The organism is Massilia sp. 05N420, from assembly GCF_056397205.1.
In genome coordinates, this window is the sequence record NZ_JBFTMX010000053.1 from 1 (window position 1) to 15891 (window position 15891).

At 67.6% G+C, this 15891-nt stretch carries 17 protein-coding genes and 1 pseudogene; 10 read left to right on the top strand and 8 right to left on the bottom strand.

Going from position 1 to position 15891, the window contains the following annotated elements:
* The 5 genes and pseudogenes from AC1DIX_RS24455 to AC1DIX_RS24475 all read right to left on the bottom strand — a co-directional run.
* Window positions 1-450: pseudogene (locus tag AC1DIX_RS24455) on the bottom strand (general secretion pathway protein GspB); the annotation flags it as partial.
* Between the two features lies 1 nt (window position 451).
* Complete coding sequence (locus AC1DIX_RS24460) at window positions 452-2086, bottom strand: ExeA family protein (protein ID WP_477327998.1); 1635 nt, start codon at window positions 2084-2086, stop codon at window positions 452-454.
* Between the two features lies 1 nt (window position 2087).
* Window positions 2088-2588, bottom strand: a complete 501-nt coding sequence (locus tag AC1DIX_RS24465; protein WP_442124578.1) for a hypothetical protein — start codon at window positions 2586-2588, stop codon at window positions 2088-2090.
* A complete protein-coding gene (locus AC1DIX_RS24470; RefSeq protein ID WP_442124579.1) occupies window positions 2570-2755 on the bottom strand; it encodes a hypothetical protein in 186 nt (61 codons plus the stop codon). The genes AC1DIX_RS24465 and AC1DIX_RS24470 overlap by 19 nt, the downstream gene beginning before the upstream one ends.
* A 76-nt stretch (window positions 2756-2831) precedes the next feature.
* Window positions 2832-3656, bottom strand: coding sequence for a metal-dependent hydrolase (locus tag AC1DIX_RS24475; RefSeq protein ID WP_477327999.1), 825 nt, complete (start codon window positions 3654-3656; stop codon window positions 2832-2834).
* 145 nt (window positions 3657-3801) lie between these two features.
* Here AC1DIX_RS24475 and AC1DIX_RS24480 point away from each other — a divergent pair, with 145 nt between their 5' ends.
* The 4 genes from AC1DIX_RS24480 to AC1DIX_RS24495 all read left to right on the top strand — a co-directional run bounded on the left by AC1DIX_RS24480 (window position 3802) and on the right by AC1DIX_RS24495 (window position 8098).
* On the top strand, window positions 3802-5187 hold the full coding sequence (locus AC1DIX_RS24480; protein WP_477328000.1) for a GIN domain-containing protein: 1386 nt from the start codon (window positions 3802-3804) through the stop codon (window positions 5185-5187).
* 22 nt (window positions 5188-5209) lie between these two features.
* Window positions 5210-5608 carry a hypothetical protein gene (locus AC1DIX_RS24485; protein ID WP_477328001.1) on the top strand — a complete coding sequence of 133 codons (399 nt, stop codon included), beginning with the start codon at window positions 5210-5212 and terminating at the stop codon, window positions 5606-5608.
* 76 nt (window positions 5609-5684) lie between these two features.
* Window positions 5685-7682: a CocE/NonD family hydrolase gene (locus AC1DIX_RS24490; RefSeq protein ID WP_477328002.1), complete on the top strand. Its 1998-nt coding sequence runs from the start codon at window positions 5685-5687 to the stop codon at window positions 7680-7682.
* A gap of 2 nt (window positions 7683-7684) precedes the next feature.
* The gene (locus AC1DIX_RS24495; protein WP_477328003.1) at window positions 7685-8098 is read left to right on the top strand and encodes a GFA family protein; all 414 of its coding nucleotides are present in this window, start codon (window positions 7685-7687) and stop codon (window positions 8096-8098) included.
* Here the strand turns inward: AC1DIX_RS24495 and AC1DIX_RS24500 are convergent.
* A complete protein-coding gene (locus AC1DIX_RS24500; protein WP_477328004.1) occupies window positions 8032-10074 on the bottom strand; it encodes an acyltransferase family protein in 2043 nt (680 codons plus the stop codon). The genes AC1DIX_RS24495 and AC1DIX_RS24500 overlap by 67 nt on opposite strands.
* 21 nt (window positions 10075-10095) lie before the next feature.
* Here AC1DIX_RS24500 and AC1DIX_RS24505 point away from each other — a divergent pair, with 21 nt between their 5' ends.
* Together AC1DIX_RS24505 and AC1DIX_RS24510 are read left to right on the top strand one after the other, a co-directional pair.
* Window positions 10096-10293 (top strand): hypothetical protein, encoded by a 198-nt coding sequence (locus tag AC1DIX_RS24505; RefSeq protein ID WP_477328005.1) that lies wholly within the window; start codon window positions 10096-10098, stop codon window positions 10291-10293.
* Between the two features lie 113 nt (window positions 10294-10406).
* Window positions 10407-10724, top strand: a complete 318-nt coding sequence (locus AC1DIX_RS24510; RefSeq protein ID WP_477328006.1) for a hypothetical protein — start codon at window positions 10407-10409, stop codon at window positions 10722-10724.
* 4 nt (window positions 10725-10728) lie between these two features.
* Here AC1DIX_RS24510 and AC1DIX_RS24515 read toward each other — a convergent pair whose 3' ends face one another.
* Both AC1DIX_RS24515 and AC1DIX_RS24520 read right to left on the bottom strand, forming a co-directional pair.
* Window positions 10729-10902, bottom strand: coding sequence for a hypothetical protein (locus AC1DIX_RS24515; protein ID WP_477328007.1), 174 nt, complete (start codon window positions 10900-10902; stop codon window positions 10729-10731).
* A gap of 379 nt (window positions 10903-11281) precedes the next feature.
* Entirely contained in the window at window positions 11282-11437 is a 156-nt protein-coding gene (locus tag AC1DIX_RS24520) for a hypothetical protein (protein ID WP_477328008.1), read from the bottom strand.
* A 338-nt stretch (window positions 11438-11775) separates the two neighbouring features.
* On the opposite strand from AC1DIX_RS24520, the gene htpX reads away from it, so the two are divergent.
* The 4 genes from htpX to nagA all read left to right on the top strand — a co-directional run bounded on the left by htpX (window position 11776) and on the right by nagA (window position 15883).
* Complete coding sequence (htpX, locus tag AC1DIX_RS24525; protein ID WP_477328009.1) at window positions 11776-12645, top strand: protease HtpX; 870 nt, start codon at window positions 11776-11778, stop codon at window positions 12643-12645.
* Window positions 12646-12675: 30 nt separating this feature from the next.
* Entirely contained in the window at window positions 12676-13755 is a 1080-nt protein-coding gene (locus AC1DIX_RS24530; protein WP_477328010.1) for an AI-2E family transporter, read from the top strand.
* 95 nt (window positions 13756-13850) lie between these two features.
* The gene (locus tag AC1DIX_RS24535; protein ID WP_477328011.1) at window positions 13851-14783 is read left to right on the top strand and encodes a glucosamine kinase nucleotide-binding domain-containing protein; all 933 of its coding nucleotides are present in this window, start codon (window positions 13851-13853) and stop codon (window positions 14781-14783) included.
* Window positions 14780-15883 carry an N-acetylglucosamine-6-phosphate deacetylase gene (gene nagA, locus AC1DIX_RS24540; protein WP_477328012.1) on the top strand — a complete coding sequence of 368 codons (1104 nt, stop codon included), beginning with the start codon at window positions 14780-14782 and terminating at the stop codon, window positions 15881-15883. The genes AC1DIX_RS24535 and nagA overlap by 4 nt, the downstream gene beginning before the upstream one ends.
* Window positions 15884-15891 lie beyond the last annotated feature (8 nt).

Genomic DNA, 15891 nt, shown 5'->3' on the forward strand with positions numbered 1-15891 from the left:
GCGCGGCGCATCGGCCCCTGCCCTGCCGGCGGCGACGGCTGGCGCGGGACGCGCGGGCGCTTCGGCCACGTGCACAGTGCGCGGCGCCGGCGCCGGCGGTGCGCTCACCACCAGCGTGTTCGAAGCGGCACCCGCAGCCACCGACGGCGCAACACCCTGGCGGGAGGCCACCGGCGGCGGTACCGCGGCTGGCACTGCGGCTGGCACTGCAACGGCAGACACAGCAGGCGTGGCCGCCGGCGCCGCCGGTCCGGCACCACGCTGCCAGATGAACAGCCCGCCGAGCGCCACCACCAGCACGCCCGCGCCCAGGCCGATGAACAGCGGCCTGCGGCTGGCGGAAAGGCCCGGTTGGGCGGCCTGCACCGGCTGCGGCGCGTGGATGGTGGGCGCGTTACCCAACTGGCGTTCGGCCTGGGCCTTCTTCAGGGCTTCGAGGATATAGGACATATTATTTTCCCGTTCCGTTGCTCGCGAGCAAGCGTGGCTCGTCGACCCCGCTCAACTGGTTCAGGCGCATATAGGTGCGCGGCCCGGCCACGCCGTCCGCCTTCAGGTTCTGCTTCGACTGGAAAGCGCGCAGCAGGCGGCGCATCGGCTCGTCGAGCGGCTGCTCGGTACGCGGCGCCGTCAGCTGGTTCAGTTCCGCCAGGCGGGCGGCGATCCAGTCGACGTCCGGGCCGGTGTCGCCGGGATGGACTTCGTCGCGGAAGGCGCGCGGCACTTTCCACAAGGTCGTGTATTCGCCGTCGAAACGGGTCGCCAGTGCGCCCAGGCTGACCTTCTGGCGCTGGCCGTTGACGCTCAGGGTGGCGCTATCGGCATCCATCGAGCTCAATACCGCATAGCCCAGCTTCTGGCCGTCGTGCAGGGCGACGATGGCCGGACGGTCGAGCAGGCGCAGCTCGTAGAGGCCACCGCGCCCCTGGTAGCAGCGCAGGTTCAGCTTCGGCGCGCCCTGGCAAGGTGTGTCGGTCGGCAATTGCTGGCCCCATAGGGTGCCGAGTTCGCGCAGGGCTTCGGTCTGGGTCGCCAGCAGCAGCGGCTTCGCGGGTGCCTGTGCGGCGGCGGGCAGCGCCCCCGCATTCGCCGGAGCCTTCGGCCTGGCCGAAGGCTGAGCCTTTGGTGCGGCCGCAAGCGCGGATGGTGCGGGCGGCGCGGGATTATGCGGCACAGCCTGCCAGGCCGCGGCGCTGATCGCGGCGCCGGCCAGCACCCCGCCCGCCACCAGCGGCCAGCGCATGGGTGCGCGCGGCGCCCGTTCTTCACCTGCAAATACTTCCTGGGCGGCGCGGCGCAGGATTTTCGGCGTCACTTCGCGGCTGTTCTCGACATAGGCGCCGAGCAGCGCGCGGTCGCACAGCAGGTTGATGCGGCGCGGCACCCCGTGCGTGAGGCGGTGGATCAGCGGCGCCAGCGAGGCCGGGATCGGGTTGCCCGGATGCGCCCCCGCCACCGTCAGGCGGTGGGCGATATAGGCGCCGGTCTCGGATGCGGACAGCGGGCCCAGGTGGTAGCGCGCGATCACGCGCTGGGCCAGCTGCTCCAGCTCGGGCTGGGCCAGCATGGTGCGCAGCTCGGGCTGGCCGATCAGGATGATCTGCAGCAGCTTGCGCTCGCTGGTTTCCAGGTTGGTCAGCAGGCGCAGCTGTTCCAGCACCTGGGGCGAGAGGTTCTGGGCCTCGTCGATCACCAGCACGTTGTTGTGGCCCTGGGCATGGCTGTCCAGCAGGTAGCCGTTGATGGCGTCGACATAAGCCTTCACGCCGAGTGCCCCGCCCGATGCGGGCGGCAGCTCGATGCGGAACTCGTCGCAGATCGTCAGCAGCAGTTCCTCGACCGTCAGCTTCGGGTTAAAGATATAGGCCAGGCGGCAGTTGTCGGGAACCTGCTCGATGAAGCAGCGGCAGACCGTGGTCTTGCCGGCGCCAATTTCTCCGGTGAGCAGGACGAAGCCGCCGCCGCTGCCGATCCCGTACAGCAGGTGGGCCAGGGCCTCGCGATGGCGCTCGCTCATGAAGAGGTAGCGCGGGTCCGGCGCGATCGAGAACGGCTGTTGCGTCAGATTGAAGTAGGTGGTGTACATACTAGTGCCGCGGCAGCGGTTTGAACTTCGCGCAGTATATTTTGCTTTTGGTATTGTAGTAAGCGATCGTGCTGCCGGGGGCGGATATGCGCAAAGGATAGGGCGAAGCATCCGCCGCCGGATAGGGCACGCCGGACACGCGCCGGATCGACTGTTCCAGTTCGTCCGGCGGCACCTCGGCCACCGCGGCCAGGAAGGCCAGCTCGCTGGTGTCGTCGCTGACCATCACCTCGGTGACCGGGGCGCCCCACAAGGTGGCCTCGCCGGTGCGGAACCAGTAGGCCCCGCCCTCGTGCTTGTAGGGCGCGCCGAAATGGGTGCTGAGCCAGGAATGGAAATACTTGTTGTCGATCTGGTCGTGGCACAGCAGCGCACCGCCGATCACCGTACCGAAGGTGGACGGCTGCTTGTCCTGGGCTTGCGCGCAGGCCGCGCCGGCCGCGGCGATCAGGAACAGCGACAGCAGCGCCGCCCGCAACGGGGTCAGAGCTTCGACAGCCATGCGCGGTTGGCGGCGATCTTCGCCTTCACCGACGCCGGCAGGGCGTCGTAGCAGCCGGGATGCTGCTTGAGGGCGTGCTCGCGCACTTCCTTCTCCATGCCGTTGACGAGAAATACATAGACGGAGGCACCTTCCGCATTCTTGCGTGTGCCCAGATAGCGAATCACAGATAGTCTCCTTGCACTAGCCATCCATTATGACACCCGCACCCGGATCCGGCCACGGGGAGCGCGCAAGCGGATTTCAGGCCCGGGTGCGGCCGATCGCACGGACGCTGTCTTCGTTGCTCTCGAGCCACGTCCGCAGCAGGGCCCGATTGTCGTGGCGCCAGGGGTGGAATCGCGGCGACAGATAGCCCAGCCCAGGCGTCAAGAGGCTCCAGGCCATGCCGCGCCAGCCGAACCAGGCGCGCGCCGCGCTGGTCCAGGTGCCCGGGCGCCAGACGGCGCGGTCGCGCCGCAGGTTGTGGACGGTCTGCCAGTTGGTGTCCAGCCAGAACGCCAGGCTCACATGCAGGTACCAGATCGCCCGCTTCCAGTAGCCGCCGCCGGCCGCCCGGTAGACGTCGAAGGCGACCGCCTTGTGTTCCAGTTCCTCGGCGGCGTGCCAGCTCCACAGCGTGCGCAGGCGCGGCTCGGCGCCTTGCAGCCATTCGGGGTGGCGCAGCACGTAATCCGCCAGCATCGCCGTGTAGTGCTCCAGCGCGCAGGTGATGGCCAGGCGGTCCTGCACCGGCAGCCGGCGGATCCGCTCCACCTTCCACTTCATCCTGGGCTCGAGCGTGTAATCGAAGCCCTGGCGCGCCAGTTCGGCATTGAACTGCTGGTGCATGAAACGGTGGCTGGCCTCCTGGCCGACGAAGTCCTTCACGTCGGCGCGGATGAGCGGATCGAGGATGGCCTCCGGCGGCGCCGCGCGCACGCTGTCGATGAACATCTGCTCGCCGAGCGGAAAACTCATCGACAGCGCATTCATGAAGGCGGTGCGATAGACGTCGCCGCCCATCCAGTGGCGCGGAAAGCCCGAGGACAGGTCGAGGTTCGGCTTGCGGACGGTGAGCGTGGACATGGGAATAATATACCCCGTCCAGCCCCCGTCTTTTGCAGTTGGTGCCGCGTTTTTGCGCGTCTGTCGTTTTTCGCATGCAGACAGGACAAGCTTGCCATATCGTTCAGGCTCCGGACACCGTCCACCCTTCCACAAGAACGAGATCATGAAGACCGTCCCCAAGCGCATCGCCCTCGCCATCGCCCTCGTCGCCGCCTGCGGCGCCGTCGCCAGCCACGCCAGCTTCGCCCAGCCGGCGAGCGAGCAAAGCGCGCGAGCGCAGGCGCAACCCTACGGCATCGTCACCGAGCAGCGCCAGGTCGGCGCCTTCAGCGCGATCGAGCTGTCCGGCCCCTACCGCGTCGTGATCGATGCCCAGGCGCGCCAGGCGGTGCAGGTCTCGGGCGAGCGCAAGGACCTCGACGGCATGGAAGTCGCGGTGCGCGGCGACACCCTGGTGGTGCGTCCGGTCGAGCGCTCCGGTTTCAGCTTCAGCTTCGGCAGCCGCAAGCGCCGCGACCAGACCACCGTCACCATCGGCGCCGCCGGACTGAAGAGCCTGCGCATGAACGGCAGCGGCGACGTCGAACTGGCCCAGGCGGGCGGCGACCGCTTCACCCTGGTCAGCAACGGCCCCGGCGACCTGCACGCGAGCGGCGCGGTGCGCCAGCTGGTGCTGGAAAGCAGCGGCAGCGGTGACCTCGACCTGCGCCGCATGAAGCTTGCCGATGCCGACGTCAACATGCACGGCCCCGGCGACGTCCACCTGGCCGGCATCGCCAACGAGCTGGCGGCCCAGATGAGCGGCTCGGGCGACCTCACCGCCGACGGCCTGCGGGTTGCGCGGGTGTCGGCCCGCATGCGCGGCCCCGGCGACCTCAAACTGTCCGGCAGCAGCCGCTCGCTGGAACTGGAAAGCAGCGGTTCGGGCGACTTCGAAGGCTGCGACCTGCTGGTCGAAGGCGCGCGCAGCGTGCAGCGCGGTCCGGGCAATGCCTGCATCGCCGGCAATATCCGCAAGTTCGACGCCGAAATCCACGGTTCGGGCGACCTCACGGCGCGCGGCCTGCAGGCGGCCACCGGCCAGCTGCGCATGGGCGGCCCCGGGAATGCCCAGCTGGCCGGCGACATCGGCGACCTGACGCTGGAGCTGAGCGGTTCGGGCGACCTGAACGGCGAGAGCCTGAAGGTGCGCAAGGCCATCGTGCGCAGCCGCGGCCCGGGCGGCGTCAGGCTGCAGAACGTCTCAGACACCCTCGACGCCGAACTGCAGGGCTCCGGCGAGCTGACCGCCAGCATGTCCGGCAAGCGCCTGCTGCTGCGCATGGACGGTCCCGGCGACGCCCGCATCGACGGCAGCGTGGACCAGTTGAGCGCCCGGATCAACGGTTCCGGCAGCCTCGCAGGCCGCCGCCTGAACGTCGGCCAGAGCGACATCCAGGTGCGCGGCCCCGGCAGCGCTGCCGTCAACCTGGCCGGCACGGACAAGCGCAACGCCGAGCGGGGCCAGCTGCTGGTCGACCGCAGCGGCACCCACCGCTCCGCCGACTGAAGGACGCATCGAAGGAAGCACCATGAAAGCCTTCCTCGACGCCATCGAAACCCGGCTGCTGCGCCGGCCGGGCTGGCTGCGGATCCCGTCCGCGCCGGCGATCCTGGTCTCCGACACCTGCTTCGCGGTGCGCGGCCTGGTCGTGCCCTGGGACGCGATCAGCCGCATCCGCGCCTGGCGCGGCGACCCGTCAGGCGGTACCCAGCCCTGGCGCGACCATCATGGCGACATCTGCCTCGACATCGCCGCCGACCTCGACGCCCGCATCATCACCGTGAGCGAGAGCCAGCGCGGCTTCGACGACCTGGTCGCCATGGCCGACCGCAAGATGACCTTCCYGCTCGGCTGGTGGGACCATCTCGACGGCCCGGCCACGCGGCGCCAGGGCACCCTCCTGTTCGAGCGCTTCACGCACGGCTGATCCCGCCCCTGCTTCCTTGTGCTAACGTAGCGGCGGCGCTACTTCGCCCCACGACAAGACCAGAACAAGGACGCCCATGAAGTCACCAAGCACCACGGTCGCACGCAAGTGCGCGCTCGCCTGCGCGCTTGCCCTCGCCGGCCTCGCCCAGGCCCAGACGGCAGCGCCGACGCCGACGCCGCCGGCCCCGCAATACCCCGCCCTGCCCTCGGAAACACCGGCCGAATTCGTAGCCCCGACCGCCGGCTTCAACTACGTCAAGCGCAGCGTGATGATCCCGATGCGCGACGGCACGCGGCTGAACACCGTCATCATCGTGCCCAAGGGCGCGAAGAATGCCCCCATCCTGCTGACCCGCACGCCCTACGACGCGTCGAGCCTGACCAACCATGCCGAAAGCTCGGACATGGAATCGATCCTGAGCGGCTACGACAACGCCGCCGACGTGATCGTCCAGGGCGGCTACATCCGCGTGGTGCAGGACGTGCGCGGCAAGTACGGCTCGGAAGGCGACTACGTGATGAACCGCCCCCTRCATGGTCCGCTGAACCCGACCCCTGTCGACCACTCGACGGACACCTGGGACACCATCGACTGGCTGGTCAAGAACATCCCCGAGACCAATGGCCGGGTCGGCATCATCGGCATCTCCTACGACGGCTTCCTGCCCCTGATGGCCTTGGTGAATCCGCATCCGGCGCTGAAGGCCGCGGTGCCGATGAACCCGATGGTCGACGGCTGGATGGGCGACGACTGGTTCCACCACGGCGCGTTCCGCCAGATTAATCTTTCCTACATCCTGGAGCAGGTGGTCACGCGCGGCAATGCCGCAAAATGGTACGTCTCGAACTACGACGACTACGACATGTACATGCGCGCCGGTTCGGCCGGCGCCCTGGCGCGCGAACGCGGCCTGGAACAGAGCGGCTTCTGGCGCAAGCTCTCGCAGCACCCGGCCTACGACAGCTTCTGGCAGCAGCAGGCGATGGACAAGATCCTGGCCGCGCAGCCGGTCACGGTGCCGACCCTGCTGGTGCACAGCCTGTGGGATGCCGAGGACATCTACGGTCCGGTGGCCGTCTACAAGGCGATCAAGCCGAAGGACACGAACGGCCTGGTGCACCTGACGCTGGGCCCATGGAACCACGGCGGCGCGATCGGCGACGGCAGCAGCCTGGGCGCGCTCAAATTCGGCACGGACACCGCGCTGTACTGGCGCCAGGAAGTGCTCAAGCCCTTCCTCGACCGCTACCTGAAGGGCGACACCAATACGCCCCCGATCCCGGCCGTCACGGCGTTCGAAACCGGCACCAACAAGTGGCGCACCCTCGCCTCCTGGCCGAGCGGCTGTCCCGAAGCCGGCGCCTGCGCGATCAAGCCGGTCCCGCTGCGCCTGGCGGCGAACCAGAAGGCGGTGCTGGGCGGCGCGCCCGAGGCGAAGGCCTACGACGAATACGTGTCCGATCCGGCCAAACCGGTGCCCTTCCGCCAGCGCCCGATCCCGCCCTACGGCTACGACGAAGCCAAGGGCCAGACCTGGCCGCGCTGGATGGTCGACGACCAGCGCGAAGCCTCGGGCCGCACCGACGTCGCCACCTTCGTGTCCGACGTGCTGACGGTGCCGGTGAAGATCAGCGGCGAACCGGTCGCCAACCTGGTCGCCTCGACCAGCGGCACCGATTCGGACTGGGTGGTGAAGCTGATCGACGTGTATCCGGACCAGGTGGGCAGCCAGCCGCAGATGGGCGGCTACCAGCTGATGATCTCGGGCGACATCTTCCGCGGCCGCTACCGCGAAGGCTACGACAAGCCGAAAGCCCTGGCCGCCAACAAGCCGCTGTCCTACCGCTTCGACCTGCCGACCGCGAACCACGTCTTCCTGCCCGGCCACCGCATCATGGTGCAGGTGCAGTCGAGCTGGTTCCCGCTGTACGACCGCAATCCCCAGACCTTCGTCGACAACATCTTCTTCGCCAGGCCGGAGGATTATAAAAAGGCGACGCAGCGGATCTACCACAGCAGCTATATCGAGCTGCCGCTGGTGGAGAAACCGATGCCGGCGGCGGCGCGCTGAGCATGGCCGGCCTCGCAAGCCACCGTGGCAGCTGCCATTGCGGCGCGGTCGCCTTCGAGGCCGAGGTCGACCTGTCCAGGGGCACGATCCGTTGCAACTGCGCGCTGTGCACCAAGCAGCGCAACTGGGCGGCGATCGTACCCGCGGACGCCTTCCGCCTCCTGCGCGGCGAGGCGGCGCTGACCGAGTACCGCTGCAACACGCGCACCGAGCAGCACTTCTTTTGCGCCATCTGCGGCGTGCGGCCCTTCGGAAAGGTAAGCTCGCCGCGCTGGGGCGCCTACGTGGCGGTCAGCGTGCACTGCCTGGACGGACTGACGGACGAGGGGCTGGCCGCGGTGCCGGTCAGTCACCTCGACGGCAGGAACGACAACTGGGATCTCGCGTCAGCGCCGTTCAGCGCCGGATCGAGATAACGCACCCTGCTGCGCACGTAGAAGGGCCGCATGTGGACCGGATCGGTGTAGATCGGTTCGCCGGCGGCATTCACGGTCGGGCAGATGCCGTTCCTGCAGATGGTATCGACCGGGTCGATGGGGATCGCGCCGGTGTCCTGGGCGATCCGCAGCAGGCGATTGCGCGGTTCCGCGTTGTCGCTGTAGAAGCGGTCGACGCGGAAGGGCGCCAAGTCCGTGCGCGGCTTCATTTCGCCGAAGCGCGAGCCGGTGATCATCGAGCGCGGATCGAACATGTCGCCGGAAGGCGGCTGCAGGATCAGGTAGACGCGTTTGCCGGCTTCGCGCAGCCGCGCCACCGACCGGTGCAGCGTGGCATAGGCGACCTGGTGCGCGGGCTTGGCCGGGAAGGTCTGCAGGACGCCCTCGACCGGCATCTGGACATCGTTTTGCCAATTGGCAAAATAAGCGTACCACGACGCCGCGATGACCACGGTGTCGACCTCCGGCGATGCCGCCAGCCGGTAGGCATTCTCGACCGACTGGGTGCAGGTCGGATAGCGCAGGCGCGGCAGGCGCACCGCGCCTTCGATCGGCGGACAGCCGCCCTGGGTCGCAAAGATCACGTTGTGGCGGTCGAAGCGCGATTCGCGCAAGCCCTGCGACACCAGCGGCGCATACTGCTCCATGACCGAATCGCCGATCAGAACCGTGGTCCCCTTGCCCTCCCCCACCAGTTGCTGGAACAGCGAGCCCTTGTAGTGCAGCGGCTTCATGGCCGGATCCGGAAAGCCGAGATCGTTCAGCGCGCCCATGTAGCGGGCGACCGCGGTGGACGGCATGCGCTCATGCAGCAGGCCCGCCTTCACCATCCCCCCGAGCACGCCGAAGCAGGCCATCGCCACCACCAGTCCCTGGATCGCGCGGCGGCGGTTCGGCGCCTTCTGCACCGGCCGCTCGACCAGGTGGTAAGTCAGGAAGGCCAGCGCCAGCGCCGCCAGCACCAGCACCGCTTTCAGGAGCGCCGAGGGCTTCTCGCCTTCGATGATGTAGCCGAAGGACAGCAAGGGCCAGTGCCACAAATAGAAGGGATAGCTGACCAGGCCGACCGCCACCATCAGCCTGTTGCCGAGCAGGCGGCGGCTGATGAAGGAAACGTTGCCGGCGGCGATCAGCGCGCAGGTGCCCAGCACCGGCAGCAGCGCCCAGGCGCCGGGAAAATCGGCCTGCCCCTTGATCAGGACGGCGCCCAGCACCAGCAGCACCAGGCCCAGCGCGGACACCAGGCCGGGGCGCGGCAGCAGCGGGCTTTTCTTGGTCATCGCATAGGCCACCAGGCCGCCGGACGCCAGTTCCCAGAAGCGCGACACCGGCGAAAAATAGGCCGCGGCCGGATCGTTGAAGGTGGCGTAGAGCCCGTACAGGAAGGAGCCGGTGAGCGTGAGGGCGAGGAAGGCCAGGATGCCGAAGCGGACGCGGAAGCACAGCGCCAACGCGACCGGCCAGATCAGGTAGAACTGCCCCTCCACGCCCAGCGACCACAGGTGCAGCAGCGGCTTGGTGACGGAGTCGTTGTCCCAGTAGCCGGACTCGCTCCACAGCACCAGGTTGGACACGAAGCCGGCCGCCGCCGCCACGTGCTTGCCGAGCTGGGCGAATTCCTGCCGCAGCAGCACGTACCAGCCGAAGGCCAGCACCGCGAGCACGACGGTGACAAGGGCGGGAAAGATGCGCCGGATCCGGCGCACATAGAAGCCGCGGATCGTGAACTCGCGCTGCCTCAGGTCCTTCAGGATGATCGAGGTGATCAGGAAGCCGGAGATGACGAAGAAGATGTCGACGCCGATGAAGCCGGACCGCAGCCACTTGGGCCAGGCATGGAACAGCACCACCAGCCCGACGGCGACGGCGCGCAATCCGTCGATATCCGGACGGTAGGCGATCGAGTGTGCTGCGCTTCCCTGAAAAACTCCCTTGTTGCCCCAGCGAACATCCATGTACCAACCTCCACGTCACGCGTGACCGCAGTCTTGCTCAACGATTATGGCGTGTCAAACAAGCCGTCAATCGTGCGCCGCAAGGTGCTTGCCCTTGGCTATCGTCGTTACATGGCCATCGAAGCATCTTCCACCCTGCGCCGCGTCGTCCCGTTCGCATTCGACACCCTCGGTGCTTGCCTGGAGAAATCGCTGGTGGTCGATTACCGGGCGCAATAGGCGTACTGGCTCCGCTGTTGCGAAAGAATCACGCAAAATTTCCATGTGGAAATGATAGAATCGGCGACATGCATGCGGCATACGCCCGCTGCGAGATTTACCTGGAATTCAGCATGTCCGTTACCAAGCTCGCTTCCGAGAAAAAGGCGCGATTCAACTATATCTACTGCCTCGACCTCATCGCTTTCGTCTGCATTTTCGTCATCGCCGGCCGGCCCGACGGATTGGCGATCACCGCCAGCGCATTGATCCTGGGCGTCGGCGCGCTGATTTACCGATGCGTGCTGGGCGTCAAAGCGAAGTTCAGCGCGCCGGCCAGGCAGCGCAAGGCCAAGCACGAATTCGTCCAGCGCGGCCAGGCCGCGGCGGTCGCCACGGCTCCCCTCCCCGCCAAGCAATTAAGCAAGTCCTGGCTGCGCGATTCAGAATAGCGGATCAGGCAGCGGTCTTGCCCGACAGGCGCTTGAGGCGCTCCAGCGCGCTCTCGCCGGCCGTTTCCGGCTGGCTCACCGACTTGCGGATCGCATCGAGTTCGGCCTGCTGGTCGAGCGGCTTCTGGCCGATGTCGGCGACGATGCGCAGGCCGGCCAGCTGGGTCTGGCGTTCCATGCGCAGTTCCTGCAGTTCCTTCTGAGCCTTGGCCGCGGCCAACTGCTGGATCGCCTTGCGCGCCTGTCACGGACTAATAATGTCCGCCACAAACTAATAAAGTTCGCCACAAAACAATAAAGTCTGCCACAAGAGCTCTAGCGGTACTCCGACGCCCCGCGACTTGTCCAGGTGGCAACAAGGTCGTACACTGAGCCATAGCGATCGTCTGCTATCGGCTGCGCACCCAACGTGCCGTCTAGGCTGTGGCAGACTTTATTGTTGCAAGCGAACGGTGCAAGACCGTTCGCCGGGCTTTTGTGGCAAACATTATTTGCAAGAACAGCAGCCGGAATCGGTCCGCCTCATAGAGGACCTTGTGGCAAACTTTATTGTTAGTTCACAGCGCCTGGGCGTCGAAGTCCGCCAGCTGTTTGGAGAGCGCGTCGACGATCTTCTGCAGCTCGTCCATGTAAGCCCTGGCATCCGCTTCTTCCTGGATTTCCTGCGGCAGGCGCGCCTTGTTGGCTTCCAGCTTGTCGCAGAACAGGGTCACCGTGGCTTCCGAGATGGTGCCGGCGGCCAGGCGCTCGGCCAGCTTCTCGGCGGCGCGCTCGTCGCTTGCGATCAGGTCTGCAGGCTGACCACGTCCTGAAGGCCGACATGGTGCGCCGGCTCATGCTGAGCGAGGCGATCACGCCGAACAGCAGGGCGGCAGGGAGCCGACCGCCAGTAGCCATCCCAGGGCGCTGATGCCGAACCAGCGCGTGCCCCAGCCGAAGGTCATGACTTCGGTTTTTTCGAAGTCAATATCCGAAAAACTGCGCTTTTTACGATCAATACAATGTTCTATCCTTACACTCTGGAAATATAACCTCCATGGGGTAAGCCATCATGAAACGCATCCTTCTTTTTCTCGCTACGAACCTGGCCATCATGCTCGTCCTGGGCATCTCGGCCAGCCTGCTCGGCGTCAACCGCTACCTGACCGCGAACGGCCTCAACCTGGGCGCCCTGCTCGGCTTCGCCGCGCTGATGGGCTTCGGCGGCGCCTTCATCTCGCTGTGGCTGTCCAAGCCGATCGCCAAGTGGAGCACGGGCGCACGCGTGATCCAGCAGCCGTCGAATGCCACCGAAGTGTGGCTGATGAACACGGTCGCTTCCCAGGCCCAGCGCGCCGGCATCGCGATGCCGGAAGTGGCCGTCTATGATGGCGCGCCAAACGCCTTCGCCACCGGCGCGACCAGGAACTCGTCGCTGGTGGCGGTGTCGACCGGCCTGCTGCAGTCGATGACCCACGAAGAGATCGAAGGCGTGCTGGCGCACGAGGTGGCCCACATCGCCAACGGCGACATGGTCACCCTGACCCTGATCCAGGGCGTGGTGAATACCTTCGTGGTATTCCTGGCGCGCGTGGTCGCCTACGCGGTCGACAGCTTCCTGCGCCGCGGCGAGGAAAACAGCGGCCCCGGCATCGCCTTCTCCGTCACCTCGTTCGTCTGCGACCTGCTGTTCGGTCTGGTAGCCAGCATCATCGTGGCCTGGTTCTCGCGCCAGCGCGAATTCCGCGCCGACCGCGGCTCGGCCCGGATCATCGGCACCCCGCGTCCGATGATCGCGGCCCTGCGCCGCCTGGGCGGCATCGAACAGGGCGACCTGCCGAAGAACATGGCCGCATCGGGCATTGCCGGCGGTGGTATGCTGTCCTTGTTCAGCACCCATCCGTCCTGCGAAGAGCGCATCGCCGCCCTGCAGCGCGCGTAAGACAGGCATTCGAAAGAGACCAGGCACCACATGCGGCATTCCCCCCTGGCGCAATCCGCGCTACCCCTGCTGTTCGCGATCGGGCTCGCGTTCGTGCTGCGGCACTTCGTGGGTTCGCTCGCCTGGGCGGCCCTGCTGGCGGTGATCACCTGGCCTCTGCACGAACGCCTGCTGCGGCGCGGCTGGCCGCGTCCGCTCAGCGCGGCCTTCCTGGTCGCGCTGCTGGTCGCGGCCTTCGCCGGTCCCTCCTTCGTGCTGTTCAACACCCTGAGCAGCGAACTGGCCGGCGTGCAACGGCTGCTGGCCCACCTGAACGAAGCCGGCGTGCCGGTGCCGGCCTGGCTCGCCAAGCTGCCGATGGTGGCCGAGCCGGCGGCCAAGTGGTGGAACGAGCACCTGGCCCTGCCGGGCGGCATCGGCAGCCTGATCCGCAGCACGGTCGGCGACATCATGCCGCACCTGACCGGCGCCGCGCGCACCTGGGGCTCGATCATCCTGGCCAATGCCCTCTACCTGTTCCTGGCCCTGCTCACCCTGTTCATGCTGTACGTGCACGGCCCGGCCGTGGTGCGCTACACCGACCGCGCCGGCGAGCGCCTGCTGCCGGCCTACTACGCCAACCTGCGCTGGCTGTTGCCGCTGTCGGTGCGCGGCACCGCGCTGGGCCTGTGCTCGGTCGCCATCCTCGAGGGGGTGGTGCTCGGCATCGCCTACTTCCTGGCCGGCGCTCCGGCGCCCGCCCTGCTGGGCGTGATCACCGGCTACCTGGCCCTGGTGCCGGGCGGCGCGCCGCTGTCCTTCACCATGGTCTCCCTGCTGCTGCTGGGCCAGGGCCACTCGGGCGCGGCGCTGGGCCTGTTCAGCTGGGGCGCCGTCGAACTCTTCATGGTCGACAAGTTCATCCGCCCCAAGCTGATCGGCCACCGCGTCAACCTGCCCTTCCTGGCCGTGCTGTTCGGCCTGCTCGGCGGCGTCTCGACCCTGGGCGTGATCGGCCTCTTCGTCGGTCCCTTCATGATGGCCATCCTGTTCGGCTGGCTGCGCGCCGGCCACCAGGACAATACCACCGACCATACCAGTCGCCACCTCAAGGATCAGCAGCTTGGGTGAAACTGGTATCATACTTTTGCATACCACTTAAATACCTGTTGACAGGCCCACCGGCTGATCCTATAGTGCCCTGACCTTCCCGGCACGAACTCAACATGATCGATTATCTTCTCGGCGTCGACGGCGGCGGCACCGGCACGCGGGTACGCCTCGCGCGTGCGGATGCGCATCCGGGCCATCATGAACTGGCCCAGGGCGCCGGCGGACCCTCCGGGCTGGGCCTCGGCATCCATCGCGCCTGGGACGCCGTCCAGCAGGCCGCCGGCGCCGCCTTCGCGGCCGCCGGCATCGAGCAGCCGCCGCTCGAGCGCGTTGCCATCGGCCTTGGCCTGGCGGGCGTGCACAACAAGCAGTGGGCGGCCGAATTCGTGGGCGCCAATCCCGGCTACGCCGCCATCCGCCTCGAGACCGACGCCTTCACCACCCTGATGGGCGCCCACGGCGGCGCGCCCGGCGCCATCGTCGCGATCGGCACCGGCAGCGTCGGCGAAGTGCTGTTCGCGGACGGCACCCGGCGCGAAGTCGGCGGCTGGGGCTTCCCCGCCGGCGACGAAGCCAGCGGCGGCTGGATCGGCCTGCGCGCCATCGGCCACATCGAGCAGGTGCTGGACGGCCGCCGCGAACCCAGCGCCTTCGCCGACAGCGTCATCGAGGCTTGCGGCGGCAATCGCGACGCGATCCAGGTCTGGCTCGGCAAGGCCACCCAGACCGCCTACGCCAGCCTGGCGCCGCTGGTGCTGCAACATGGAAGCACCGAGGCGGACGATCCGGCGGCCGGCGATCCGGCGGCCGGCGATCCGGTGGCGCGCGCCATCCTGCTCGACGCCGGCGCCGAAGTTGCCTGCATCGCCCAGGCCCTCGACCCCGAAGGCAGGCTGCCGCTGGCCCTGTGCGGCGGCCTCGGTGCGGCCCTGCGCGACTTCCTCCCCTCCGGCCTGCTGGCGCGCACCACGCCGCCGCAGGGCGATTCCGCGGCCGGCGCGCTGCGCATGATTCAGCTTCAACTTGCAAGGAACCACAGCCAATGAAAGGCAATATCCTCACTCCGGGCGGCTGGATCCGCGGCGAAATCCGCCTGGCCGACGGCGAACCCAACACCATCGCCGCCATCGACGGCCAGGCGGCCGATCCCTCGTCCAACGGCGACGACTACATCCTGCCCGGCTTCATCGACCTGCACGTCCACGGCGGCGCCGGCCGCGACATGATGGAGGGCGGCGACGCCCCGCACGTGATCGCCCGCCTGCACGCGAAGCACGGCACGACGAGCCTGCTGGCCACCACCATGACCGCCCCGGTCGAGGACATCGAACGCGCCCTCGCCGCCATCGGCGGTGCCTGCAAGGAGCGCGGCAAGGACGAAGCCCGCATCCTCGGCGTCCACCTCGAAGGCCCCTACATCAACTCGGGCAAGCTGGGCGCCCAGCCGCCGTTCGCGCGCGAAGCCTCGATGATTGAAGTCAACCGCTTCAATGGCCAGGCGCCGATGCGCCTGATTACCGTGGCGCCCGAGGTCGACGGCCACCTGGCGCTCGTCAGGCAGATGGCGGACGCCGGCATCCGCGTGCAGATCGGCCATACCACCGGCTCGTATGAAGACGGCGTCAAGGCGCTGGAGAACGGCGCGGCCGGCTTTACCCACCTGTTCAACGCCATGCCCGGCCTGCACCACCGCGAACCCGGCATGGCCGGCGCCGCGCTGGCGCATGCGCAGTACGCCGAGATCATCCCCGACCTGCTGCACGTGCACCCGGGCGCGATCAGGGTGGCGCTGCGTTCGATTCCGAAGCTGTTCTGCGTGACCGATTCGACCGCCGCCGCCGGCATGCCGGACGGCCAGTACATGCTGGGACGCCAGGTGGTCCATAAATGCATGGGCGGCGTGCGCCTGGCCGACGGCACCCTGGCCGGCAGCACCCTGACCATGGACCAGGCGCTGCGCAACCTGGTCTCGATCGGCCTGTCGATCGAAGACGCCTCGCGCCGCGTATCCACGAATGCCGCCGACTACCTCGGCGAAACCCGCCGCGGACGCCTGGCGCCCGGCTGCTTTGCCGACCTGGTCGTCCTCGACCGTAACTTATGCATTAAAGCTGTCTGTATCGAAGGAGAATTGTGTGAGCTCTGAACCCACCT